Source organism: Streptomyces sp. NPDC059897 (assembly GCF_042730865.1).
GTDB lineage: Bacteria > Actinomycetota > Actinomycetes > Streptomycetales > Streptomycetaceae > Streptomyces.
This window is the reverse complement of record NZ_JBHWKQ010000074.1, coordinates 1-21,829: the sequence shown is the minus strand read 5'-3', so window position 1 is coordinate 21,829 and position 21,829 is coordinate 1. Positions and strand designations below refer to the sequence as shown.

Sequence of the window (21,829 nt, the reverse complement as noted above, 5' to 3'; positions counted from 1 at the left end):
GGGGTGGCCGTCCCGCCCCCGCCGCGCGGTGGGGCCGGGGGGGGGGCCCGCCCCGGGTGCGGCGGGCCGGTGTCGACCCCGCCCGGCAGCACCGTGTGTCAGCCGGTCGCGACCGGAGTGGTCCGTGCGGCCTGCCGCAGGGCCTCGGTGTCCGTGAGCTTGACGCGGGGGCGGCCCTGGGCCTCGCCCGCCGCCCGTTCCGCGCGGTCGATCGCCTGCCAGGCCTCCAGGCCGAGGGCGTCCGGCGCCGCCGTGGCGCCGGGTTCCGGCTGCGGGAGGCGGCCCGCGGCGAAGTCGTCGAGGAGGGACTCGACGGTCTCGTGGGCGCAGGTCTTGTTGGTGCCGATGAAGCCGGTCGGGCCGCGCTTGATCCAGCCCGCGACATAGACACCCGGCTCGACCCGGCCTGCTTCGTGCGGGACGGTCGCGCTGTCCTCGTCGAAGGGCAGTCCGGGCACGGGCCGGGCGCGGTAGCCGACGGAGCGCAGCACGAGGCCGGTCTCCAGGGTCTCGGTGGCGCCGGTGGGAACGGCGCGCACCGTGCCGTCCTCTTCGGTGTGCAGGGTGGTCGGAGTGACTTCCAGGGCTCGTACGCGGTCCTCGCCGATGAGGCACGCCGGCCCCGTGAGGAAGCGCAGGGTGATGCGGCGGCGGCCCTCGACGGGGGTGCGGGCGGCGAGTTCGGCCAGCAGCCGGGTCTTCTCGTTGGTGTCGTGGGCGAGGCCCTCGGGCCAGCCCTCGATGCTCACGTCGACGTCCTTGAGGGCGGAGAGCGCGAGGAGTTCGGGGACGGTGAACGCGGCCTGGGCCGGTCCGCGGCGGCCGAGCAGGACGACCTCGCGGACCTTGCTGTCGCGCAGTGCGTCGAGTGCGCGGTCGGAGATGTCGGTGCGGGCCAGGGCGTCCGGGTCGGCGGTGAGGATGCGGGCGACGTCGAGGGCGACGTTGCCGTTGCCGATGACGACGGCGCGTTCGGTGTCGAGGGGGTGCGCGTCGTGGGCGCGGTCGGGGTGACCGTTGTACCAGGCGACGAAGTCGGTGGCGGAGACGCTGCCGGGCAGGTCCTCGCCCTCGATGCCGAGCCGCTTGTCGGTCGCCGCGCCGACCGCGTAGATCACCGCGTGGTGCTCGCGCAGCAGGTCGGCGTGGGTGAGGTCGGCGCCGACCTCGACGCCGAGGCGGTAGCTGAAGCCGGGCTGCGACTCGATGGTCCGGAACAGCTCGGTGACCTGCTTGGTGTCCTGGTGGTCGGGTGCGACACCGGCCCGCGCGAGGCCGTACGGGGTGGGGAGCCGGTCGTACACGGTGACGCGGACGCCGGGGTGGCGCAGCAGCTCGTCGGCGGCGAAGAGCCCGGCGGGCCCCGCGCCGACGACGGCGACGGACAACTCGCCCTGCGGGAGGGTGCGTTGCTTCGGCACGACGTACATGGGGGCGCGGTCGTCGTGCGGATTCTGCTTGTAGTAGGAGGCGTTGAGCTCAAGGAACGGCAACTCCGCCTCGCTGAGGGCGGTGTGCGGCTTGAGCGCGTCGACCGGGCAGGCCGTCGTGCAGGCGCCGCAGTCCACGCAGGTGCGCGGATCGACGTACAGCATCTCGGCGGTGGCGAAGCCGGGCTCGCCCGGGGCGGGGTGGATGCAGTTGACCGGACAGGCCAGCACGCAGGAGGCGTCGGCGCAGCAGGATCGGGTGACGGCGTACGGCACGGCGGGCTGGTCTCCGTTCGGGCGGTTCAGGGAAGGGTGGCGCGGGCGGGGCTCAGTCGGCGAGCGGGGCGGGCTCGCCGCGGAAGCGTGCCGGGCGGCCGTCGATGCGCAGGGCCCGCCACAGCGGCCGGGACACCTTGTTCATCAGGCCGATGTCCTGGGCGAGCATCCGCACGTCGGAGAAGAGCTCCTGGAGCATCTTCTGACCGGCCTCGGACTTCCAGAAGACCTCCTTGATCACCCAGTCCGGGATGCCGACCAGCTCGGCGGACTTCTTGTCGGGGATCATGATGACGTCGCACAGGATCCGCATGATCAGCGGGAAGAGCACGGACAGTGCGCCGCGGCGGGCCTTGCCGTAGCGCGGCACGCGCAGCCGCAGGAACTCGTGGGCGAAGGAGATGTGCCGGGCTTCCTCGGCGATGTGGATCTGCATGATCCGCTGCGGCAGCGGGTGCACGGGCTCCCCGCTGCGCAGGGCGCCCTTCTGGAGGTGGTCGATGGGCTCCTCGCCGGCCAGGATGCCGGTGAAGAACGCCTCGGGGTAGAGCGAGCCGAACAGCGGCAGGACCCGGCTGAGCTGGCGGAACCAGCGCTTGCCGCCCGGGGTGTCCACGCCGGTGCGGTTGACCAGCTCCTGGAACATCTGGGTGTGGTGGGTCTCTTCGGTGATCTCGTGGGTGAGGTACCTGAACTCCTGGTTCTGGTTCCCCAGTTGATAGATGTAGTCGAGCGCCCCGCGCATGAGCAGGTTCTCGAACTGCATGCCCACCTTGGCGATGACCGCCCAGCGCCAGATCCCGATCTTGATCTGCGTCTCGAGCGACTGCTCCTGGTACCAGCGGTGGGCGCCCAGGGCGTCCGCGGAGGTGAGCACCCAGCGGGTGTCGCTCGTGTCCACGGCGAACTCGGGGTCGTCCCACTTGATGTCGATGAAGGCGTTGAAGTTGACGTTGACGGAGCCCTCGGACAAGGTCCGCAGGCGCTCGTCGTAGACCTTCCTGGACAGCTTCGGGGTCATCTTCGTCCTCGATTGTCGGTGGTAGGGGCGGTCAGGCGGTGCGAACGGTCAGGCGGCGCGGGTCGCTTCCTCGACCTCGGCGGCCTCGGCCGGGCGGCCCGCCTTCTCGAAGCGCAGCGGGCCGTCGTCGATGGCGGAGTTCTGGAGCATGGCGCGGTCGCGGTAGTAGTTGTTCCACAGCCGCCACGGGTCGCGGGTGCCCTGGCGCGGCATGACCTTGTCGGCACGCGCGATGTAGCCGGAGGTCAGGGCCTCGCCCATGACGGAGAACTCGGAGCGGTCGGCGTCGGAGGCCACCGGGGTCGCGATGTCGTGTCCGTTCCTGCGCATGTGCGACAGGAGGCGGGCGGTGTAGTCGGCCGCGAGGTCCGCCTTCAGGGTCCAGGAGGCGTTGGTGTAGCCGATGACGAGCGACATGTTGGGCACGCCCTCGAGCAGCACGGCCTTGTAGAGCACGCGGTTCGTGACGTCCACCGGGACGCCGTCCACGGTCAGGTCCATGCCACCCATGAGCCGGACGGTGAGGCCGGTCGCGGTGACGACGATGTCGGCCTTCAGTTCCTCGCCGGACTTCAGTCGGATGCCGTCGGAGGTGAACGTGTCGATGTGGTCGGTGGCGATGGCCGCCTTGCCGCGCTTGAGGACCTTGAACAGGTCGCCGCCGGGGACGACGCACAGCCGCTGGTCCCACGGCTTGTACTTCGGGCTGAAGTGCCGCATGTCGACGCCCTTGCCGGCCTGGGCGCGCACGAGCCCGAGCAGCGCCTTGCGGGCGAGGCGGGGGTACTTGCGGCAGAAGGCGTAACTCCCGCGTTGCAGTGCGATGTTGCGGGCCCGCACCACCTTGTGGGTGAGCCGGGCGGGGGCGCGCAGCTTCTTCATGACGGAGGTGAGCGGGTCGACCTCCGGCAGCGCCAGGACGTACGTGGGCGAGCGCTGCAGCATCGTGACGCTCTCGGCCTTGTCGGCCATCGCGGGCAGCAGGGTGATGGCGGTGGCGCCGGAGCCGATGACGACGACGCGCTTGCCGGTGTGGTCGAGGTCCTCGGGCCACTGCTGGGGGTGCACGAGCGTGCCCTCGTAGTCGGCCTCGCCCGGGAACTCGGGGCGGTAGGGCTTGTCGTAGTCGTAATAGCCGGTCGCCCCGACGAGGTAGCCCGCGCTGTACGACTCGTGCTCGCCGGTGCCCTCGTCCTCGACCTCGACCGTCCAACGCCCGGTCTCGTGCGAGAAGTCGGCGCTGACGGCGCGGCGGCCGAAGCGGGTGCGCTCCAGGATGCCGCCGTCGGTGGCGGCGTCCTCCACGTACTGGCGGATCCGCGCCCCGTCGGCGAGGATGCGCGCGTCGGTCCAGGGGCGGAAGCCGAAGCCGAAGGTGGGCATGTCGGAGTCGGACCGGATGCCGGGGTACCGGAAGAGGTCCCAGGTGCCGCCCACGCGGGCGCGGCGCTCCAGTACGACGAGCGAGGCCCTGGGGTTGTCGCGCAGGACATGGCGCGCGGCGCTGATGCCGGAGATTCCGGCACCGATGACCAGGACGTCGACGTGCTGCTGCTCCATCGCGGAGGGTCCTCGCTCTCGCTCGTGAGCCCCTGAGAGAGACAGGGACGGAGGGTTCAGCGCCACTTGGGGCGCCGGCGGTACTCAGACACGTGGTTCTCATCTGCGCGGTACCCGCAATTTACCTGCGACACTCTGTTTCAGATACCGCTGGTAACGTGACGTGGGTCACACTGCGAGGGCGGTGTTTCCGGCCGAACACCCGCAGAACGCACAGAAGTTGGCGGCGGGTGCCCTGTTGTCGCTGGTCGTCGCGGTGCCGGCGAGGTGCCGGTCAGCCGGCGTCGGGACCGCTGTCGAACCGGGCACGATTGTCGGCGATCTCGTCGTGGTGCGTGCCCGCCCAGTCGACGAGGACGGTGACCGCGTCGAGCAGCGAGGCGCCCAGCGCGGTGAGCGCGTACTCGACCCGTGGCGGCACCTCGGGGTAGGAGGTGCGGGTGACGAGGCCGTCGCGGCGCAACTGGCGCAGGGTGAGGGTGAGCATCCGCTGGGAGACACCCGGGACGGCGCGCTGCAGGTCGCCGAAGCGCACCGGGCCGTCCTCCAGCGTGCCGATCACGAGCACGGCCCACTTGTTGCCCGCCCGCTCGACGATCTGCCGGAGGCTCTCGCCCTGCTCTGCGGGCCAGCGGGCGCAGGGCCCGGTCCGGTGCGGCGGGTCGCCCGCGCGAGACGCCTCTCCGCCTGCTCCGTCCGCCCGGAGGTCGCGCGTCATCGTGCGCCTGCCCTTCCCCTCGCCCTGCTTGCACACGTGTCGCCCTGCTTACACGCGTGTGCCTTTTGTACGCGCTTCCATGCTGACGCAGGGTGGGGTGGCGCACCACAGGTAACCGACGGCCGCGCGGCACCTCGCCCGCGGTCCCGCCCACCCCAGGAGGATCAGCATGCTCATGCGTGCCGCGACCGTGTCCCGCTTCGGCGGCCCCGAGGCAGTCGAGATCACGGAGGTCCCGGTCCCCGAGCCCGGCCCCGGACAGGTCCGGATCAAGGTGGCCGCGGCGGCCCTGAACCCGGTGGACGCGGCGATGCGGGCGGGCGTCTTCGGCGGCGACGGCGCACGGATCGGCCCGGGCTGGGACGTCGCGGGCACCGTCGACGCCGTCGGCCCCGGCGCGGCCTGGTCCCCCGGCGACCGCGTCTTCGGCCTGGCCACCGGGCACCGCACCCCGCTGGGCACCCACGCCGAGTACGCGGTCCTCGACGCGGACGCCGTCGCGCCCGCCCCGGCGACCCTCGACGACGCGCACGCGGCGGCCCTCCCCCTCAACGCGCTCTCCGCGGCGCAGGCGCTGGACCTGGCCGCGCTCGAACCCGGGCAGAGCCTGCTGGTCACGGGCGCGGCGGGCGGGGTCGGCGCGCACACCGTGGAACTCGCGCACCACCGCGGCCTGACGGTCACGGCCCTCGCCTCCGCGCGCGACGAGGAGTTCCTGCGCTCCCGCGGCGCCGACGCCTTCCTGCCCCGCGAGCAGACACCCCACCCCGCCGCCTTCGACGGTGTCGTCGACGCCGCCGTACTGGGCGACGCGGCGCTCGCCCCGGTCCGCGACGGCGGCGCCTACGTCGGCGTATGGCCCGGCCAGGAGCCGGCCCCCGAGCGCGGCATCCGCGTCCACGCGCTGGATGTACGGGCCGACGGCGCCCAGCTCACGGACCTGTCCGGCCTCGCCGACCGGGGCACGCTGCTCCCCCGCGTCGCGGACCTCTTCCCGCTCGCCGACGCGGCCGCGGCCCATGCCCGGCTCGCCGAGGGCGGCCTGCGCGGGCGGCTCGTGATCGTCCCCTGACCCCCTTGCCCCCAGTGGCGGTGGCGGAGACGGCCGAGGCCAGGAACCACACACTCTCGACGTGGCGTCCTTCTCCCGAGATCGACAGCAGACACCACAGAGCCGCGTACAGCAGAGAGAAGGACACCACGATGTGGATCGCCATGTCACTCCTGGCAGGGCTCACCGTCCTCGGGTTCGGCGTCCGTGAGGTCGTGGTCCAGTACCGCATCCAGCGCGAGGGCATCCGCGCCGGAGGCAGGGTGGTCCGCCACGCCCGGGGCGACGCCGGGAGGCACGGCGGCCCGGTCTACTTCGCGGTCGTCGAATTCGTCGACACGTACGGCGGCCGGCACACCTTCGAGGCCGGTTCGTCCGGCGTCAAGGGCCTGCCCGTGGGCGGCGGCGTCCCCGTGCGCTATCTGCCCGACGCCCCGAAGTCCGCCCGGATCGACCTCACCGGCCGCCGCGTCGGCGAGGTCACGGCCCTCTTTGGGGTCGGCGCGCTGTTCACCGCCATCGGTATCTTCTTGCTGGTCACCGGCCGCTGAGCGGACCGCGGTTCCGGCCGGGCCGGGGCAGCGCCCCTCCGCCCCACCACCCCTCCCCAACAGCCCCTGCCGACCCATCCATTGACGTAACCCCTCCCTCGCGACAAAGATCGAAAGGAACCGTTCCGACAACGTTGTCCAAAGAGAGGGTCGCGATGAGAGCGTCGCCGTCACCGAGCTCGCAGAACTCACCGAGACCGCCGAGGTCCCTCGTAGCGCGGCGCACGCCGCGCCCGTTGCGATCGCTGATACGCACCGTCACCGCCGCGTTCGTCGTCACCACGGTGGCCGCCGCCACCCTCACTCCCGGGGTCGCGAGCGCGCGGGAAACCGGGCCCGGCTTCGCCGCCGACCCGACGAGCCTGGTCGACACGTCGATCGGGAACAACGGCGACGGAACCACCTTCCCGGGTGCCACCACTCCCTTCGGCATGGTCCAGCTGAGCCCCGACACACAGCTGAACAAGTACGCCTCGTACGACTACGCGCAGGACACCATCCTCGGCTTCAGCCACACACACCTGTCGGGTGTCGGCTGCCAGACGATGGGCAACATCCGGTTCATGCCGACCACGGGCGCGGTGACCTCGTCCGACCCGGCGCGGTACGGCGCGAAGTTCAGTCACGACAACGAGTCCCGCTCGCCCGGCTATTACGGCGTGAAGTTCGACAACGGCATCAAGGCCGAGCTGTCGGCGACCCAGCGCACCGGCCAGCACCGCTACACCTTCCCCAGCGGTTCGGGGGCGGAGAACGTCCTCATCGAGGCTGGGGAGAGCAACGGCAGCACCTACGCCGGAGACATCAAGGTCGTCGGCGACAACACCGTCGAGGGGTGGGTGCAGGGCGGCAACTTCTGCGGGGAGACCGGCAAGGAGCGCTACCGGGTCTACTTCAGCGCCAAGTTCGACCGGTCGTTCGCGAAGTTCGGCACCTGGAGCGACGGCACGCTCACCCCGGACCAGCGCGAGGCCTCGCGGGGCGACAAGCGCGCCGGTGCCTGGCTGTCGTTCGACCCGGCCAAGGGCGACAAGGTCGGCGCGTCGGTGGGCGTGTCCTACACCTCGGTGGACGGCGCGCGCCTCAACCGCGGTGCCGAGCAGCCGAGTTCCTTCGAGGGAGCGCGTTCCGGCGCGCACGACGCCTGGAAGACCGAGCTGAACCGGATGCGCGTCGCCGGCGGCTCCACCGCCGACCAGCGCACGTACTACAGCGCCCTGTACCGCTCGCTGCTGCACCCCTCAATCGGCTCCGACGTCGACAACCGCTACCGCGGCTTCGACGACAAGGTGCACCGTTCGGACTCCCCGTACTACCAGATGTTCTCGCTGTGGGACACGTACCGCTCGCAGAACCAACTGGTGGCGCTGCTGCACCCGGACAAGGCCGCCGACATGGCCAAGTCCCTGCTGCGCGTATACAAGGACGGCGGCTGGCTGCCGCGCTGGGGCCTCGGCAACAGTGAGACGAACGTGATGAGCGGCGACCCCGTGACCCCGTTCATCGTCGACCTCTACAACCGCGGCCTGCTCGACGACCGCACCTCGCGCGAGCTCTTCGACGCGCTCTGGAAGAACGTCAACGAGGTACCGGCCGACCAGTCGACCTTCCGTGGCCGCGACGGCAACCCGACGTACGTGAAGAACGGCTTCGTCGGCTACCAGGACCTGCCCGGCTACAAGTTCGGCGACAGCCGACAGGCGGGTTCGGCCACGCTGGAGTACGCGCTCGGTGACTGCGCCCTGTCCACGATGGCCGACGGCCTCGGTCACCGGGACAAGGCCGCGACGCTCGCCTCGCGCTGCGACAACTTCGCCAAGTTGTGGGACTCCGGCGTCACTTCGCAGGGCTTCACCGGGTTCCCCGTGACGAAGAACGCCGACGGCAGTGTCGCGGGTGACAGCGACCCGACCCAGTCCGGCGCCTTCCACGAGGGCACGGCCTGGCAGTACCAGTGGCTCGCGCAGCAGAACCCGCAGGCGCTGTACGGACTGATGGGCGGCCAGAAGGCCGCCGAGCAGCGTCTCGACAAGTTCTTCGACATGCCGACGGTGCTCAGCGACCCGGCGAAGGCCGCCAAGGAATCGTGGGTGACGGGCGCGTACGACTACCACAACAACTTCGCGTTCAACCCGAACAACGAGCCCGACTTCCACGCTCCGTGGATGTACGCGTGGACCGACACCCCGTGGAAGACCTCCTCGGTGCTGCGGGCCATGCGGACGCTGTTCACCGACGACCCGTACGGCATGCCCGGAAACGACGACCTCGGCGCCACGTCGTCGCTGCTCGTCTTCGCCATGGCCGGTGTCTTCGAGGTCCAGCCCGGTTCGGCGAAGTACGTCCTGTCGGCCCCGATGTTCGACAAGGTCGAGATCCGTCCGGCGCACGGCCGCAAGATCAGCATCACGGCTCCGGGCGCGGACGCGTCGAAGCTCCAGTACGTCTCGTCCGTGACCACGAGCAAGTCCGGTTCACTGAAACGGACTTGGCTGACCCACAAGGACCTGCTCGGCGCCGGCACGATCGGCGTCAAGCTCTCCGACAAGCCGACGAACTGGGGCGCGGGCGTCGCGCCGCCGGCGGTGTCCGGGGACTGAGGTGAGTGGGGCGCGGCTTCTCGTTCAGGGGAGCCGCGCCCCACACCCCCTGCTTGATCGCCGGGAAATCGCTTGTGCGAGGCGTCGGCCGGATGGTGCGGTGGCACGGTGATCGATGGTGATGGCGCAGCCACTGAGGAAGCCGACGAGGAAGCCACTGTCCGGCCGTTGACGATGGCGTGGGTGCGACGGCACCTCGGGGACGGTGAGCGGGTCGTTCGTGTCGCGGCGCTGCACGGTGGTGTCACCGCCGAAATGCGGCGGCTGAGCGTCGCCGGGCCCGGGGGCGCGGCGCGTGAGCTGGTACTGCGGAGTTACGTGGAGCCGTTCTTCGTGGACCGTGCCGAGGAGGCGCTGGGGCGGGAGGGCGGCGCGCTGACCGTGCTCGCGGGGTCCGGCGGCGTATCGGCACCCCGGCTGATCGCGGCCGATCCGACCGCGGCGCACTGCGAGTATCCGTCGCTCCTGATGACCTGCCTGCCGGGTCGTACGCTCCTCGACGACGAAGGCCTTGAGACACGTGTCCGGCTGCTCGCGCGTCAGCTCGCCGCCATTCACGCGGTGTGCCCCGGTGAACAGCCCCCGAAGTACGAGGCGTTGACCACCGCCGACACCGTCGTGGTTCCCGAGGGTGCCGACGCCGCCGCGTGGGCCGCGGCCATCGACATCATCCGGGAGCCCGCGCCGCCCTACGAAGGGCGCTTCCTGCACCGGGACTTCCACCCCGGCAACGTACTGTTCGACACGCCCGCGACCCGGATCACCGGCGTCGTCGACTGGGCCGGGGCGTCCTGGGGTCCCGCGGACCTCGACGTGGCGCACAGCTGCACCAACCTGGCCCTGATCCACGGGCCGGAGTGGGGGCAGCGGTTCGCCGACGCCTACGAGGAGGCCGGTGGGGCGCTCGCGGCGGACCCGGGCGACCGGCTGTACTGGCGGGTCCGGGACGCGCTGGCGTTCTCGGAGGAGGTGGAGGCGGTGGCGCGGCCGTGGCGGGCGGCCGGGCGGACTGAGCTGACCACGCGGGTCGTGGAGCGGCGGCTGGACGCCTATGTCACTGGGTTGATGACACCGGGCTGATGCCTATGAGTCGATGTCACTGGGTTGATGTCACTCGGGCCATGGCGTCAGTAGCGGTGGCCCGGCCAGTGCGGGTGCGTCCAGCGGGCGTCGCCGGTGAGAGCCAGCAGTTCAATCCGGTGCACCAGTTCCTGCGGGGCACCCATGGCGCGGAGTCGCGCGGCGGCGTGGCCGTGGAGCCAGGCCGCCAGTTCGGCGCTCATCCGGTCCTCATCGGTCTCGTACCAGTTGACGTACCACGGGAGCCCGTCCCCCAGCAGCTCGTACTCCCACTCCTCCGCAGCCTCGACGAGCCGCCGGTCGCTGAGAGGGCCGGTCTCCCGCTCCCAGACGGCGAGCCAGGGTGCGACGGTGCCGGACGCCTCGGCGCACATCGCCATGACCTGGTGTGCGGGCACGGCGGCGTCCGGGTCCGCGAGGCTCTGCGCCCACCAGGCGTGCAGGAACTCGCGTACCGCACCGGCCTGCACGTCGGGCCACCGCTGCCAGCGGCCGCGGGCGAAGGAGTCCCCTGCCTCCTCGAGGCCGAACAGCGGATCGACGCGTCCGGCCACCAGGGCGGCGGCGAACTGCGGCAGGACGCGGCGCAGCACCGCGCCGTGATCCGTCCAGTCGACGGCCTGCCATGTGCGGCGCAGCAGATCCGGATCCACCTCCACGTCGGGCACCTTGAGGAGGGCCAGCTCCTCCTCGCTCCCCCAGTGGCAGGTGCAGTTGACCTCGTCCGGGTGCGCGGTCATGCCGCGGAAGACCGTGGTGAGTTCGGCCAGTGCCGCGTCGAGTCTGCGACGGGTGGGGTGGGTGGCTGGATGCATGACGTGGACCCATACCTTCAAGGACTCCGGAACGGCCTCGGCCGTCCGAAGATCCCGACCTTACTTGAGCGGGCGAAGCCGCACGACCTGTTATTCCTTGTGGCTCAGGATCCGACCCGCGTACGCGTGTCCGCGTGCCGTTCGCGTCATGCGTGTTGCCTAGGATCAGGGATCATGGACATCGCAGCGATACTCATCATCCTGGTCGGCGTGCTCATCACGGCCGGCACCGTCGAGCGCAAGGTCGACCGCGTCAACCGCAGAACCGTCCGCGTCGAGCGGAAGCTGGACCTGATCATCGAACACCTGGGGATCGAGACCGACACGCTCGGCCCGGGCCTCGACGACGTGCGGGCCCTGCTGCGGGACGGCAAGAAGATCCCCGCCATCAAGGCCTACCGCGAGGCGACCGGCCTGGGCCTCAAGGAGGCCAAGGACGAGGTCGACCGCATCGAGTCCGAGCTGCGCTGACGCGAAGACGGGGCGCACGCCCCGGCCGTTGGCGTCAGCGCGCCACATCGATCCGGGTGACATGGTCCTCGCCCTGGGGTCCTGAGGCCGACTTGTCCAGGACGTAGGCGGTGTTCTCGTCGCTCATGTGCACATGGTTGGGGAGGGCGTTGGTGCCGATGGTCTCCTTGACGGCACCGGAACGCGTGTCGACGACGGACATGCTGTCGTCGAGCCGGTTGACGACCAGTACGCGCGCCGAACGCCCCACCGTGGTGAGGGACTTGGCGCCCTGCCCGGTGGCTATCGACTTGACGACCGCACCCTTGCGCAGGTCCACGACCGACACACCGCCCGCGCCCTGGTCGGCGGTGTAGGCGGTCCGGCCGTTCGCGGAGAGGGCTATGGAGAGGGGGCCGTCGCCGGTGGGGAGGAGGCGCGGCCCGGAGGAGCCGGGGGCTATCTGGATGATGCGGTCGTGCGTGAAATCGGCGGCGTGGACCGCGCCGGTGCGTTCGTTCACCGCGAGGCCCGTCGGGCCCGATCCCTCGACGGTGACACGCCGGGTCTCCTTGTACGTGACGGTGTCGAAGGCGACGACCGAGCCGGTGCCGAAAGCCGTGGCCCAGACGGTGTCGCGCTTCTCGTCGACGACGATCTCGCGGGCGTGCGCGACGCCGGGCACGGTCGCGAGGTGGCGGCCCGTCCGCTGGCTGTACACGGCGATGCTGTCGTTGCGTGTGTTGGTGACCCACACCGTGTTGTGCTCGTCGTCCACGTCGATGCCGTAGGCGGCTTCGACGGTGCCGTCGCCTTCATCGAGGGGCGTCGGGTAGCTCGCCTCCACCTCCAGCGTGTCGGGGTCGAGCCGCACCAACCGGGAGTCCGTGACCGGCGCCGGCGGCTGCCCCACCGAACTGGTCGCCCAGAGCGCGTCGTTCCTCTCGGAGTACGCGGACTGGTACAGGCCGGGGGCGAGCGGCGCCGACTTGAGCGTCGATCCGGCCGCGGCGGCGGGTTCCACCAGGGTGAGCGCGGTGCAGGCCGCCAGGGCGACGGTGGTCGCCGCGGTGCGGTGGACACGTCTGTTGAGTGTGGACATGGGTGCGGTATCCCTGCCGATCCATCGAGTAAAATTTAGGCAAGGCTAACCTAATATAATTCTCATGCGTCACCCGGGCGGCCTCCACCCGGATCCGTCTCGTACCGGCTCAGTGCCGCCACTTTCTCCGCCGAGGAACTGTCCGGGTCGAAGCGGTGCTGCAGCCACTCTGAGGCGAGCTTGCGGGCGAGTTCCAGGCCGACCACGCGTTGGCCCATGCACAGCACTTGCGCGTTGTTGCTCTTCACCGAGCGTTCCACGGAGTACGCGTCGTGGGCGGTCACCGCGCGGATGCCGGGGACCTTGTTCGCGGAGATCGCCACGCCGAGTCCCGTGCCGCAGATGAGCAGAGCGCGGTCGGCCCGGTCCTCGGCGACGAGGCGGGCCGCGGCCACGCCGATGTGCGGGTAGGCGGTCGTGCCGTCGGCCTCCACGCCGACGTCGAGCACCTCGGAGACGCGGTCGTCGGCCTGGAGGTCGGCCTTGATGCGTTCCTTGTACTCGAAGCCGGCGTCGTCGCAGCCGACGACCAGACGCAGCCGGTCCGTCATGCCGTTGTCACTCCTTGTCGGTTCTGTTCATGTGTCTGTCCCGGTTCCTGTCCCTGCGTCTGTTCCTGCGCGTGTGGTGACTCGGCCAGCGCCGTCACGATCAGGGCCAGCGAGGTCGCCCCCGCGTCGGGGGTGCCGAGGCTGCGCTCCGCGAGGGGGCGGGCCCGGCCCACCTTGGGGCGCAGGTCCTTCGTGGCCTCGGCGGCGCGGGTCGCCGCCTCGGCTGCCGTGCGCCAGGCCTCGGCCGGTTCGATGCCCGAGTCCGTGGCGCGTTGCAGGGTGTCGGCGAACGGGAGCAGGGCGTCGAGCATCGTCTTGTCGCCCGGCGCGGCCCGGCCCAGGTCGCCGATGGCGTCGGTGAACGCCCGTACGCCGGTGGTGACATCGGCCGCCGTGTACGCGTCCGCTTCGTCGTCCAGCGCGCGTCCGAACGCCTCAAGCGCCGCGCCCCACAGGACGCCCGACGTGCCGCCCGCGTACTCGGCCCAGGACTGGCCCGCCTGCCGCAGCAGCCATCCGGCACCGGCGTCCCGGCTCGCCCGCTCGGCACGCTCGGCGGCGAACCGGGCGCCCCTGACCATGCCGCGGCCGTGGTCGCCGTCCCCGGCGACCGCGTCGATGCGGCCCAGTTCCTCCTCGTTGTCCACCATCGTGCGGTGGATCGTCGACAGCGCCGTGCGCACCCGGTCGGCCAACTCGCGTGCGGCCGGGGAGGATTGGGGGATCTCCGTCACCGCTGCGGCGGCCCCGTTCGCGTCGGTGGCGCGCAGGTCGGACAGCGGTGCGTGTGCCTTGCGGAACGCCGGGGTGTAGGCGTCGGCGCGCCAGCGCGGTTCCAGTTCCTCGTCCAGCCACATCAGGGTGAGTGAGCAGCCGCCCATGTCGAGACTGGTCACCAGCTCGCCCACCTCGGGGTCGACGATCTCGATGCCGCGCTCCCGCAGCCGCGCGGACACCCGGCCCCAGAGGAGGAAGAGTTCCTCGTACTTGGTGGCACCGAGGCCGTTGAGGATCGCGCCCACCCGGCGGCCCGCGGTGGGAGGTGTCTCCTGGAGGAGGCGTTCCACGAGGAGCGCCGCCAGCTCGTCGGCCTTCAGCATCGGGACGTCCTCGATGCCCGGCTCGCCGTGGATACCGAGGCCGAGGCCCAGGTGTCCCTCGGGCACCTCGAACAGCGGCTCCCCCGCGCCCGGCAGCGTACAGCCGGCGAAGGCGACGCCCAGGCTGCGTGTCGCGGTGTTGGCGGCGCGGCCGAGGCGTTCCACCTCGTCGAGGTCGAGGCCCTCGGCGGCTGCCGCGCCCATGACCTTGAAGACCGTGAAGTCGCCCGCGATGCCCCGGCGTTTGCCCTCTTCCTCGGCGGACGCCACATCGTCGGTGACGATCACGATCCGGGTGTCGATGCCCTCGGCGCACAGCCGCTCGGCGGCGATCCGGAAGTTCAGCACGTCCCCGGCGTAGTTGCCGAAGCTGAGGATCACGCCTCTGCCCTGGTCGGCGGCCTTCGCCACCGAGTAGACCTGGGTCGCCGACGGTGAGGTGAAGATGTTGCCCACCACGGCGCCGTGGGCCATGCCGGGGCCGACCGTTCCGCAGAAGGCCGGGTAGTGTCCCGATCCGCCGCCGATGACGACCGCCACCTGGGGGTGCTCGCCGCGGTGTGCGACGACGCCTCCGGGTACGCCGCGCAACCGGTCCGCGTACAGGTCGAGAAAGCCGGCCAGTTGGTCCTCGGCGAAGTTCGCCGGGTCGTCGAAGAGTCTGGTCACGAGGGGTACCTCCTAAAGCAACTACGGTGCGTCGCGTCGGTACGAGGTCGGGTCGGTACGCGGTCGGGGCGTACGTGATCGGGTGGGCGGGCTCAGCGGGCCATGACGGCCCCGGCCGGCTCCTCCTGCGAACTCTCGTCGCTCTGCCGCACGTTGAGGAACGACACCATCACGAAGGCCGCGCCGTACAGCACCACGAACGCCCACACCACTCCGGCGTTGCCGAGGCCGACCGACAGCACGGCGGCGACCACCGCCGAGCCGAGGAACGAGGCGCCACCGGCCGCCGTGGTGTACATCGCCATGGCCGCGCCCTTGAACTCCGCCGGGACGAGCGCGGGCATGATGGCGCCCATCGGCACGAACCCGGCGAGCAGGCAGCCGAACACACATCCCGCGACGACGGACACCCAGAAGCCCCACGTGGAACCGGCGGGCACCAGCTGCGGCACGTACCACCAGGCGAGCAGCCCGACGGAGGAGCCGAACACACCGAACCACTGCACGGTGCGACGCCAGCCCCAGCGGTCGCCGATGGCGCCGAACAGGGCGTTGACCAGGATGTTCGTCGCGTAGACAAGGACGGTCATGGTGAGCCAGCGGCTCTGGCCCCAGCCCCGGTCGTCCGCGATGACGCCGGGCAGGATGATGAACATGCCGTACTGGGGCGCGGTGTTGATGAGCCGCACGAGGAAGCCCATCAGGACCTTGGGCTGACGTGCCGTCAGGCGCAGTCCCGCGGTGAGGACTTCGAATGAGGACTTGTCTTCCGGGGCCACCCGCCGCGATCCGTGCGGCTCCTTGACCGCGAAGCGGGCGATGAGGAATCCGATGACCACCAGGGCGGTGGAGGCCGCCATGGCGCCGGTCTCGCCTCCGGTCGAGCCGCCGAACGCCGGGATCATGCCGAGCGCGAACAGCGAGCCCAGCGTGGGCAGTCCGCCGGTGAACATGACGTAGAACCAGCCGACCGCGGCGCCGTTGCGCTCCTTCGGCGACACGAGGTTCACCCACACCAGGAAGGCGAAGGCGAACAGCGGGTAGCCGAAGCCGCGCAGGAAGTAGGTGAGGAAGACCATCGGCATGCTGCCGGCGGCGAGGCCCGCCAGGAACAGTGCCTCGAAGACGACCCATACGGCGGTGCCGAGCAGCATGACACGGCGCGGGCCCCACAGGTCGGTGAGGGCTCCGGACAGATAGCTGCCGACCAGTACGGACACGCCGTACATGGAGATGATGGTGCTGGCCGTCGCGGTGGTGCTGCCCAGGACGTGCTCGATGTGCGGGGCGATGAAGTTGGACTCGGTGCCGTTGCCGGTCATGAAGACCAGGACGGCGACGAAGCCCCAGCGCAGCGAGTGGGGTATGCCCATGCGGTCGAGCCGGGTCTCGTGGGCCTTCGCGGTCCCGGCGGCCGCGGCCGTCACGCGACCACCGCGTCGGCCTCGGCGTTGGGCAGGATCGACACCTTCACGGAGGCACCGGAGGTGTCCGCGACCAGGTCGAGCGCCTTCTGGAAGTCGCGCAGGCCGAACTGGTGGGTGCAGATGTCGTCGACCGGCACCTTGCCGTCCTCCAAGAGGCGGATCGCCGCGGGCCAGCAGTGCGGGCCCAAGTGGGCGCCTCGGACGTCGAGTTCCTTGTCGTCGGAGATGATCGACCAGTCGACCGTGACGTCGGAGCCGAAGACCGAGTACTCGACGTACGTGCCCAGCTTGCGCAGCAGGTTGAGGCCCTGCGCGACAGCGGGCGTGGCGCCGGTGCCCTCCAGGTAGACATCGGCGCCGTAGCCGTCGGTCAGTTCCTTGACGCGGGCGACGACGTCTTCCTTGGCGGGGTTGAGGACGATGTCGGCGCCCGTGCGGCGGCCCAGTTCGAGCTTGTTGTCGTCCAGGTCGAGAGCGATGATCTTCAGCGGGTTCTTCTGCCGCGCGCCCGCGATGAGGCCGAGGCCGATGGGGCCGCAGCCGGCGACCACCACGACGTCCTCGAAGTGGATGTCGGCGCGCTCCACCGCGTGCAGCGCGCAGGACAGCGGCTCCGCGTACGCGGCGTGGTGCGGCTTGAGGTCGTGCGAGACCTTGTGGGCACGGGCGTTGGGCGGAATGACCATGTACTGCGCCATGGCGCCGTGGTGGTTGCGGAAGCCGAACATGTCGTGCGGGCCGCACATCCAGTACTGACCGCGCCGACAGTAGCGGCACTCCTCGCACGGCACGATCTGCTCGCAGGCGATGCGGTCGCCGACCTGCACGCCGTGGGCCGCGAGTGCGGCGTCCTCGCCGGCGGCCACCACGCCCACGAACTCGTGACCGGGGATGATGCCGCGCTGCGCCCAGGCAGGACGGTTCTCGTCGCCCCAGAACTTGGGGGCGCCGTGGTAGCACTTGAGGTCGCTCGCGCACACCCCCACCGCCTCGGTCCGCAACAGCAGTTCACCGGGCCCCGGGGTGGGGACGTCGACCTCTTCGAGGCGATAGTCCTCGGGCCCGTGGACGACCACGGCCTGCATTCGCTTCGGCACACTGATCACTACTACCTCCATTGGCAGTCGGCTCTTGCGCAGATGAGATGCGGTTGGGGACACGGATCCGTGTGGGGATGGATCCGGTGGGTTCGCGGTGGTTGTGCGGGTGTTCCGGCAGGTCGGGACCCGGGCCGGTTCAGGCCTCGGGGGTGCCCGGGCGCAGGGCGGCGACCTGCACGGTGACGCCGTCCTCGCGCAGCGCCTCCAACTCCGTACTGGAGATGCGGTCGTCGACGATGACGAGGTCGAAGTCGGAGAGCGGGGCGACCCGGTGCAGCGCCCGTTTCTGGAACTTGGTGTGGTCGACGAGCAGGATCCGGCGCTGGGCGGCCTCCAGGAGCGCCCGCTTGACGAGGATCGCCTCCTGCGACTGGTGATAGCAGTGGCCGTCCGCGACCGCCGATGTCGAGATGAACACCGTGTCGGCGCGCAGGGGTTTGATGTGGTCGCAGGTCGCCATGCCCTGGAAGGCGTCGTAGTGCGGGTCGTAGCTGCCGCCGAGGGAGATCAGCTCGATGCCGGGCCGTCCCGCCAGGGCGTTGACGATGGCGAGGAAGTTGGTGATGACGGTGAGCGGTCCGCTCTCGGGCAGCGCGCGGGCGAGGGCCAGCGAGGTGGTGCTGTCGTCCAGCAGGATCGCCTGACCCCGGTCGATGTGCTCCAGGGCGGCGCCGGCCAGCGCCTTCTTCGCCTCGCCCTGCTGCGTCGTCCGGTAGCGGACGTTGCTCTCGAAGAGCACGGACTGCTGGGCCGTGGCCGCCCCGCGCGTCTTGCGGAGCCAGCCCTCGTCGGCGAGCCGGTCCAGGTCGCGGTGGATGGTCATCACGCTGACCCCCAGCTCGCGCGCCAGGTCCTCGATGCGGGCCGAGCCCAGCTCGAGCACCCGGTCGCGGATGCGCTCCTGGCGCGCCTGCGGGCTCAGCAACTCGGCTGATCCCGTGGGGAGTTCATCGGTGCTCACGGCGTTTCCTTCCTGCCACTGCCCGACAAGCTAACAGCGAACCCCTCAAACACAACACCCCTCGTGTTAGGAATGTGTTCTGCGTTGTGATGCCTGGCCGGTCACGCCTTGCGATGCCTGGCCGCGTTCGCGGTGCCGGGCCACGGCGTCGTTGTTGGCGCAGCGCACCGAGCAGTAGGTTCGGCGCCCGCCCCGGGAGGTGTCGACGAAGGCCAGGGCGCAGTTCCGGCGTGCGCAGCGGCCCAGCCGGCCGGCGTCGGCGGAGCAGATCACGTAGGCGAGTCCGGCGGCGGTGACGGCGCGGATGTGTGCGGCCGCGTCGGCGCCGGTCGCGCTGTAGTGCAGGTGCGGCCGCCCGTCGTGCAGGGAGATCCGGGGGCTGCTCGACGCGTCCGCGAGCAGTTCGTTGACCGCGTGGCACCGCTCCTCGATGTCCTGCCGCCCGAAGCACCCGGCCAGGCGGCGGCTCCAGTCCCAGATCGACTCGGTCTGCGCGGTGGTGAGCGCGCGGTCCGCGACGCCGTGCGCGGCGAGCAGTGTCTCCAGGCTGTCGGGGCGTGGTGGCTCCGTCAGGTTGACCAGGTCCGCCGCGAGCCGGGCGGCCTCGCCTCCGTAATGGTTGAAGTGCATAAGGGCATTACAGCACCGTGTGTCGCGGGCCGTGCCGAAGGCGCCGGCACCGAGCGTGTGGAGGTCCCGGATGGACACGACGGTGGAGAGTCCGCGCCCGCAGGCGCGGGGAGCGGCGGTGGCACCGGCGTTGATGCTCGCCCAGATAGCCAGCCTCCAGGTGGGCTCCGCCGTCGCGAAGGGCGCGTACGCCGCCGTGGGCCCCACGGCGCTGGCCGGTATGCGGCTGTGCTTCGCCGCCGTGATCATGTGGCTGCTCGTCCGGCCCCGGCTGCGGGGCATCACAGCGGCCCAGTGGCGCGCGGCCGCCGCGCTCGGCCTGGTCCTCGCGGCCATGAACCTGGCCTACTTCCAGGCCATCAGCCGGCTCCCGATCGGGGTGGCCGCGACACTCGAACTGCTCGGCCCGCTGGCCCTGTCGATCGCGCTGTCCCGCCGGATCGAGCATCTCGTGGTGGCGCTCCTTGCCCTGGCGGGCGTGCTGCTGCTGACGGCCCCGGGCGCCTCGCTGCCCGCCGCCGGGCTCCTCCTGGGAGGGGCCGCCGCGGTGTGCCGGGCCGGTTACGTGGTTCTGAGCCGGCGGGTCGGGCGGCTGTTCCCCGACTGGACCGGGCTGACGCTGGCGCTGGCCGTCGGCGCGTGCGTGCTGACCCCGGTCACCGCCGTCACGGACGGCGACCGGGTGGCGGCCCACCCGTCCGTCCTGTTCACCGGGCTTCTCGTGGCGCTGCTGTCCTCGCTGATCCCGTACGCGCTGGACATGACGGTGCTGCGGCGCATCGACGCCCAGGCTTTTGGTGTGCTGCTCGCGCTGAGCCCCGCGGTGGCGGCGGGGGTCGGTTTCGCGCTGCTGGACGAGGAGTTGACCGGGCGGCAATTGGGGGCGGCCGGGTTGATCGTCGCGGCGGGTGTGTGGTCGGTGCGGAGGGCCGCCCGGTGACGTTCGGTGCCGAGGGCCGCCCAATTAAGGGCTGAGGCCCACCCCGCCCCCCCATTCCGATGTGCGGCCCGATCTTGCCCGGGATACGTTTCGGAAACCGGCTGGCTTTGGTTTTGGAGAGGTGCAGGTGGCGGGTGGTGCGGCCGCAGAGATGGCGGCTCAACGCGACTTCTCGCCGTGATGGGCGCCTCCGAAGACGGGGCGACCGCCTTCGCGCGGGCCGGCCTCGGCGCTCTGCAACTGGGCGACGAGGCCGTCGTCCGCCCCGCCGACTTCGACCTCGGCCACCGGGACATGCGGGTCACCCGGCAGGCGGTCGGCCGGGTGCGCCGCGGCGGTGCCACATGCCGTATCCGCCGCCACGCCGACCTGACCGACGCGGAGATGCGGGACGTCGTCGACAAGGCGGACGCCTGGCGCGACACCGAGACCGAGCGCGAGTTCTCCATGGCCCTGGACCGCCTCGGCGATCCGCTCGACGGTGACTGCCTGCTGGTCGAGGCGCTCGGGGCGGACGGCCGGCTGCTGGCGCTACTGTCCTTCGTGCCCTGGGGCAAGGACGGTGTGTCCCTGGACCTGATGCGCCGTGACCGCAGCGCGCCCAACGGTGTCACCGAGTTCATGGTCGCCGAGCTCTGCGAGGCCGCCTCCCGGTTCGGCATCCGCCGGGTCTCGCTGAACTTCGCGGTGTTCCGCTCCGCGTTCGAGGAAGGCGCGCGGATCGGCGCGGGCCCGGTGCTGCGGCTGTGGCGCGGACTGCTCCTGTTCTCCTCTCGCTGGTGCCAGCTGGAGAGCCTGTACCGCGCCAACGCCAAGTACCGCCCCCAGTGGTGCCCCCGCTTCATCTGCTACGCGGACCGAGGGCTTCGTCTCCGTCCCTTCGCTGCGCCGCCTGTGGGGCAAGGGCCATCACACACCCTCCGCGGTCAGCGCCCCGGCGACCACCGAACACCTGCCGCCCATCGAGGCGCTGGAACTGAGCCAGGACGGGCCCGCGGAGCGCGAGACCTCCCGACAGCCGGAGCGGGTGCGGATGCGCCACCGCAAGCTCGGCCGGCTGCTCGCGAAGGGCGTCGCCCCCTACCCCGTAGCCGAACGCGCCCACACCCACGCCACACGACATCTCGGGGCCCTGGCCGGTGAAGACGGTGTACGGGGCCATCTCCGAGGCGCTCGGCGAGAGCGTCGACGCGGACACCGAACTGCCGCGGCTGCTGCGGCTCTGCGAGCGGGCCGGGGTCCCGTACGCGCCGGACGAGGCGCGCGGCGACGTGGTCCTGGAGATGTACGAGCGGCTCGTCGAGAAGCAGACCCGGCTGCCCACCTTCTACAAGGACTTCCCGACCGACGTCTCGCCGCTGACCCGGCAGCACCGTGGCGACCCCAGACTCGCCGAACGCTGGGACCTCGTCGCCTTTGGCACGGAACTGGGCACCGCCTACAGCGAGTTGACCGACCCCGTCGAACAGCGCTGTCGCCTCACCGCCCAGTCGTTGCTGGCCGCCGGGGGCGACCCCGAGGCCATGGAACTGGACGAGGACTTCCTCGACGCCCTCGAATACGCGATGCCACCCACCGGCGGACTCGGCATCGGCGTCGACAGGCTCGTCATGTTCCTCACCGGCCGCACCATCCGCGAGACGCTGCCCTTCCCCCTGGTCCGTCGGCACTGATCCGGCCTGATCCGTCAGAAGGGCCCTAATAGTGCTTCGTTAGGTTCTGGTTCTGGTGAGTGGTTGGCCGCAGGTGGTGCAGGTGCCGGTCCAGCACCGGAGCATGTCCTGCAGGGTGTCGAGG

The 21,829-nt window shown here is 71.0% G+C and carries 18 protein-coding genes and 1 pseudogene; 7 read left to right on the top strand and 12 right to left on the bottom strand.

Annotated features, from left to right (window positions below):
- Positions 1 to 98: 98 nt before the first annotated feature.
- The 4 genes from ACFV9W_RS38625 to ACFV9W_RS38610 form a co-directional block, all read right to left on the bottom strand.
- The gene (locus ACFV9W_RS38625) at positions 99 to 1,706 is read right to left on the bottom strand and encodes an FAD-dependent oxidoreductase (RefSeq protein ID WP_385770713.1); all 1,608 of its coding nucleotides are present in this window, start codon (positions 1,704 to 1,706) and stop codon (positions 99 to 101) included.
- 52 nt (positions 1,707 to 1,758) lie between these two features.
- Positions 1,759 to 2,727 carry a diiron oxygenase gene (locus ACFV9W_RS38620; protein WP_385770711.1) on the bottom strand — a complete coding sequence of 323 codons (969 nt, stop codon included), beginning with the start codon at positions 2,725 to 2,727 and terminating at the stop codon, positions 1,759 to 1,761.
- Between the two features lie 48 nt (positions 2,728 to 2,775).
- The gene (locus ACFV9W_RS38615; protein WP_385770709.1) at positions 2,776 to 4,287 is read right to left on the bottom strand and encodes a flavin-containing monooxygenase; all 1,512 of its coding nucleotides are present in this window, start codon (positions 4,285 to 4,287) and stop codon (positions 2,776 to 2,778) included.
- Positions 4,288 to 4,561: 274 nt separating this feature from the next.
- Entirely contained in the window at positions 4,562 to 5,005 is a 444-nt protein-coding gene (locus ACFV9W_RS38610; RefSeq protein WP_385770707.1) for a winged helix-turn-helix transcriptional regulator, read from the bottom strand.
- 175 nt (positions 5,006 to 5,180) lie between these two features.
- Here ACFV9W_RS38610 and ACFV9W_RS38605 point away from each other — a divergent pair, with 175 nt between their 5' ends.
- The 4 genes from ACFV9W_RS38605 to ACFV9W_RS38590 all read left to right on the top strand — a co-directional run bounded on the left by ACFV9W_RS38605 (position 5,181) and on the right by ACFV9W_RS38590 (position 10,287).
- Entirely contained in the window at positions 5,181 to 6,077 is an 897-nt protein-coding gene (locus ACFV9W_RS38605; protein WP_385770717.1) for an NADP-dependent oxidoreductase, read from the top strand.
- 14 nt (positions 6,078 to 6,091) lie between these two features.
- The gene (locus tag ACFV9W_RS38600; protein WP_385770715.1) at positions 6,092 to 6,607 is read left to right on the top strand and encodes a DUF3592 domain-containing protein; all 516 of its coding nucleotides are present in this window, start codon (positions 6,092 to 6,094) and stop codon (positions 6,605 to 6,607) included.
- A gap of 236 nt (positions 6,608 to 6,843) precedes the next feature.
- Positions 6,844 to 9,207, top strand: coding sequence for a GH92 family glycosyl hydrolase (locus ACFV9W_RS38595; RefSeq protein WP_385770705.1), 2,364 nt, complete (start codon positions 6,844 to 6,846; stop codon positions 9,205 to 9,207).
- A gap of 174 nt (positions 9,208 to 9,381) precedes the next feature.
- Positions 9,382 to 10,287: a phosphotransferase family protein gene (locus tag ACFV9W_RS38590; protein WP_385770703.1), complete on the top strand. Its 906-nt coding sequence runs from the start codon at positions 9,382 to 9,384 to the stop codon at positions 10,285 to 10,287.
- Positions 10,288 to 10,334: 47 nt separating this feature from the next.
- Here the strand turns inward: ACFV9W_RS38590 and ACFV9W_RS38585 are convergent, their stop codons facing one another.
- A complete protein-coding gene (locus tag ACFV9W_RS38585) occupies positions 10,335 to 11,102 on the bottom strand; it encodes a hypothetical protein (protein ID WP_385770701.1) in 768 nt (255 codons plus the stop codon).
- Between the two features lie 174 nt (positions 11,103 to 11,276).
- On the opposite strand from ACFV9W_RS38585, the gene ACFV9W_RS38580 reads away from it, so the two are divergent.
- Positions 11,277 to 11,573: a ribosomal protein L7/L12 gene (locus ACFV9W_RS38580; protein WP_385770699.1), complete on the top strand. Its 297-nt coding sequence runs from the start codon at positions 11,277 to 11,279 to the stop codon at positions 11,571 to 11,573.
- A gap of 34 nt (positions 11,574 to 11,607) precedes the next feature.
- Here the strand turns inward: ACFV9W_RS38580 and ACFV9W_RS38575 are convergent, their stop codons facing one another.
- From ACFV9W_RS38575 to ACFV9W_RS38545, 7 genes are all read right to left on the bottom strand, one after another.
- Positions 11,608 to 12,654, bottom strand: coding sequence for a YncE family protein (locus tag ACFV9W_RS38575; protein ID WP_385770697.1), 1,047 nt, complete (start codon positions 12,652 to 12,654; stop codon positions 11,608 to 11,610).
- 62 nt (positions 12,655 to 12,716) lie between these two features.
- Positions 12,717 to 13,205, bottom strand: coding sequence for a ribose-5-phosphate isomerase (locus ACFV9W_RS38570; RefSeq protein WP_385770695.1), 489 nt, complete (start codon positions 13,203 to 13,205; stop codon positions 12,717 to 12,719).
- Positions 13,202 to 14,974, bottom strand: a complete 1,773-nt coding sequence (locus tag ACFV9W_RS38565) for a dihydroxyacetone kinase family protein (RefSeq protein ID WP_385770694.1) — start codon at positions 14,972 to 14,974, stop codon at positions 13,202 to 13,204. The genes ACFV9W_RS38570 and ACFV9W_RS38565 overlap by 4 nt, the downstream gene beginning before the upstream one ends.
- A gap of 92 nt (positions 14,975 to 15,066) precedes the next feature.
- Positions 15,067 to 16,401 (bottom strand): MFS transporter, encoded by a 1,335-nt coding sequence (locus ACFV9W_RS38560; protein WP_385770692.1) that lies wholly within the window; start codon positions 16,399 to 16,401, stop codon positions 15,067 to 15,069.
- Complete coding sequence (locus ACFV9W_RS38555; protein WP_385770690.1) at positions 16,398 to 17,507, bottom strand: alcohol dehydrogenase catalytic domain-containing protein; 1,110 nt, start codon at positions 17,505 to 17,507, stop codon at positions 16,398 to 16,400. Before ACFV9W_RS38555 ends, ACFV9W_RS38560 begins: the two co-directional genes overlap by 4 nt.
- 130 nt (positions 17,508 to 17,637) lie before the next feature.
- The gene (locus tag ACFV9W_RS38550; RefSeq protein WP_385770688.1) at positions 17,638 to 18,462 is read right to left on the bottom strand and encodes a DeoR/GlpR family DNA-binding transcription regulator; all 825 of its coding nucleotides are present in this window, start codon (positions 18,460 to 18,462) and stop codon (positions 17,638 to 17,640) included.
- A 66-nt stretch (positions 18,463 to 18,528) separates the two neighbouring features.
- Positions 18,529 to 19,092 carry a CGNR zinc finger domain-containing protein gene (locus ACFV9W_RS38545; RefSeq protein WP_385770686.1) on the bottom strand — a complete coding sequence of 188 codons (564 nt, stop codon included), beginning with the start codon at positions 19,090 to 19,092 and terminating at the stop codon, positions 18,529 to 18,531.
- 70 nt (positions 19,093 to 19,162) lie between these two features.
- On the opposite strand from ACFV9W_RS38545, the gene ACFV9W_RS38540 reads away from it, so the two are divergent.
- Both ACFV9W_RS38540 and ACFV9W_RS38535 read left to right on the top strand, forming a co-directional pair.
- Positions 19,163 to 20,032, top strand: a complete 870-nt coding sequence (locus ACFV9W_RS38540) for a DMT family transporter (RefSeq protein WP_385770684.1) — start codon at positions 19,163 to 19,165, stop codon at positions 20,030 to 20,032.
- Between the two features lie 195 nt (positions 20,033 to 20,227).
- Positions 20,228 to 21,705 (top strand): annotated as a pseudogene (locus ACFV9W_RS38535) (phosphatidylglycerol lysyltransferase domain-containing protein); the annotation flags it as partial.
- Between the last annotated feature and the right edge of the window lie 124 nt (positions 21,706 to 21,829).

What these genes read in the sequence shown, in the direction of transcription:
- ACFV9W_RS38620 (WP_385770711.1), bottom strand. Translation starts at nt 2,727, where the DNA reads ATGACCCCGAAGCTGTCCAGGAAGGTCTACGACGAGCGCCTGCGGACC.
- ACFV9W_RS38615 (WP_385770709.1), bottom strand. Translation starts at nt 4,287, where the DNA reads ATGGAGCAGCAGCACGTCGACGTCCTGGTCATCGGTGCCGGAATCTCC.
- ACFV9W_RS38610 (WP_385770707.1), bottom strand. Translation starts at nt 5,005, where the DNA reads ATGACGCGCGACCTCCGGGCGGACGGAGCAGGCGGAGAGGCGTCTCGC.
- ACFV9W_RS38605 (WP_385770717.1), top strand. Translation starts at nt 5,181, where the DNA reads ATGCGTGCCGCGACCGTGTCCCGCTTCGGCGGCCCCGAGGCAGTCGAG.
- ACFV9W_RS38590 (WP_385770703.1), top strand. Translation starts at nt 9,382, where the DNA reads ATGGCGTGGGTGCGACGGCACCTCGGGGACGGTGAGCGGGTCGTTCGT.
- ACFV9W_RS38585 (WP_385770701.1), bottom strand. Translation starts at nt 11,102, where the DNA reads ATGCATCCAGCCACCCACCCCACCCGTCGCAGACTCGACGCGGCACTG.
- ACFV9W_RS38580 (WP_385770699.1), top strand. Translation starts at nt 11,277, where the DNA reads ATGGACATCGCAGCGATACTCATCATCCTGGTCGGCGTGCTCATCACG.
- ACFV9W_RS38575 (WP_385770697.1), bottom strand. Translation starts at nt 12,654, where the DNA reads ATGTCCACACTCAACAGACGTGTCCACCGCACCGCGGCGACCACCGTC.
- ACFV9W_RS38570 (WP_385770695.1), bottom strand. Translation starts at nt 13,205, where the DNA reads ATGACGGACCGGCTGCGTCTGGTCGTCGGCTGCGACGACGCCGGCTTC.
- ACFV9W_RS38545 (WP_385770686.1), bottom strand. Translation starts at nt 19,092, where the DNA reads ATGCACTTCAACCATTACGGAGGCGAGGCCGCCCGGCTCGCGGCGGAC.
- ACFV9W_RS38540 (WP_385770684.1), top strand. Translation starts at nt 19,163, where the DNA reads ATGGACACGACGGTGGAGAGTCCGCGCCCGCAGGCGCGGGGAGCGGCG.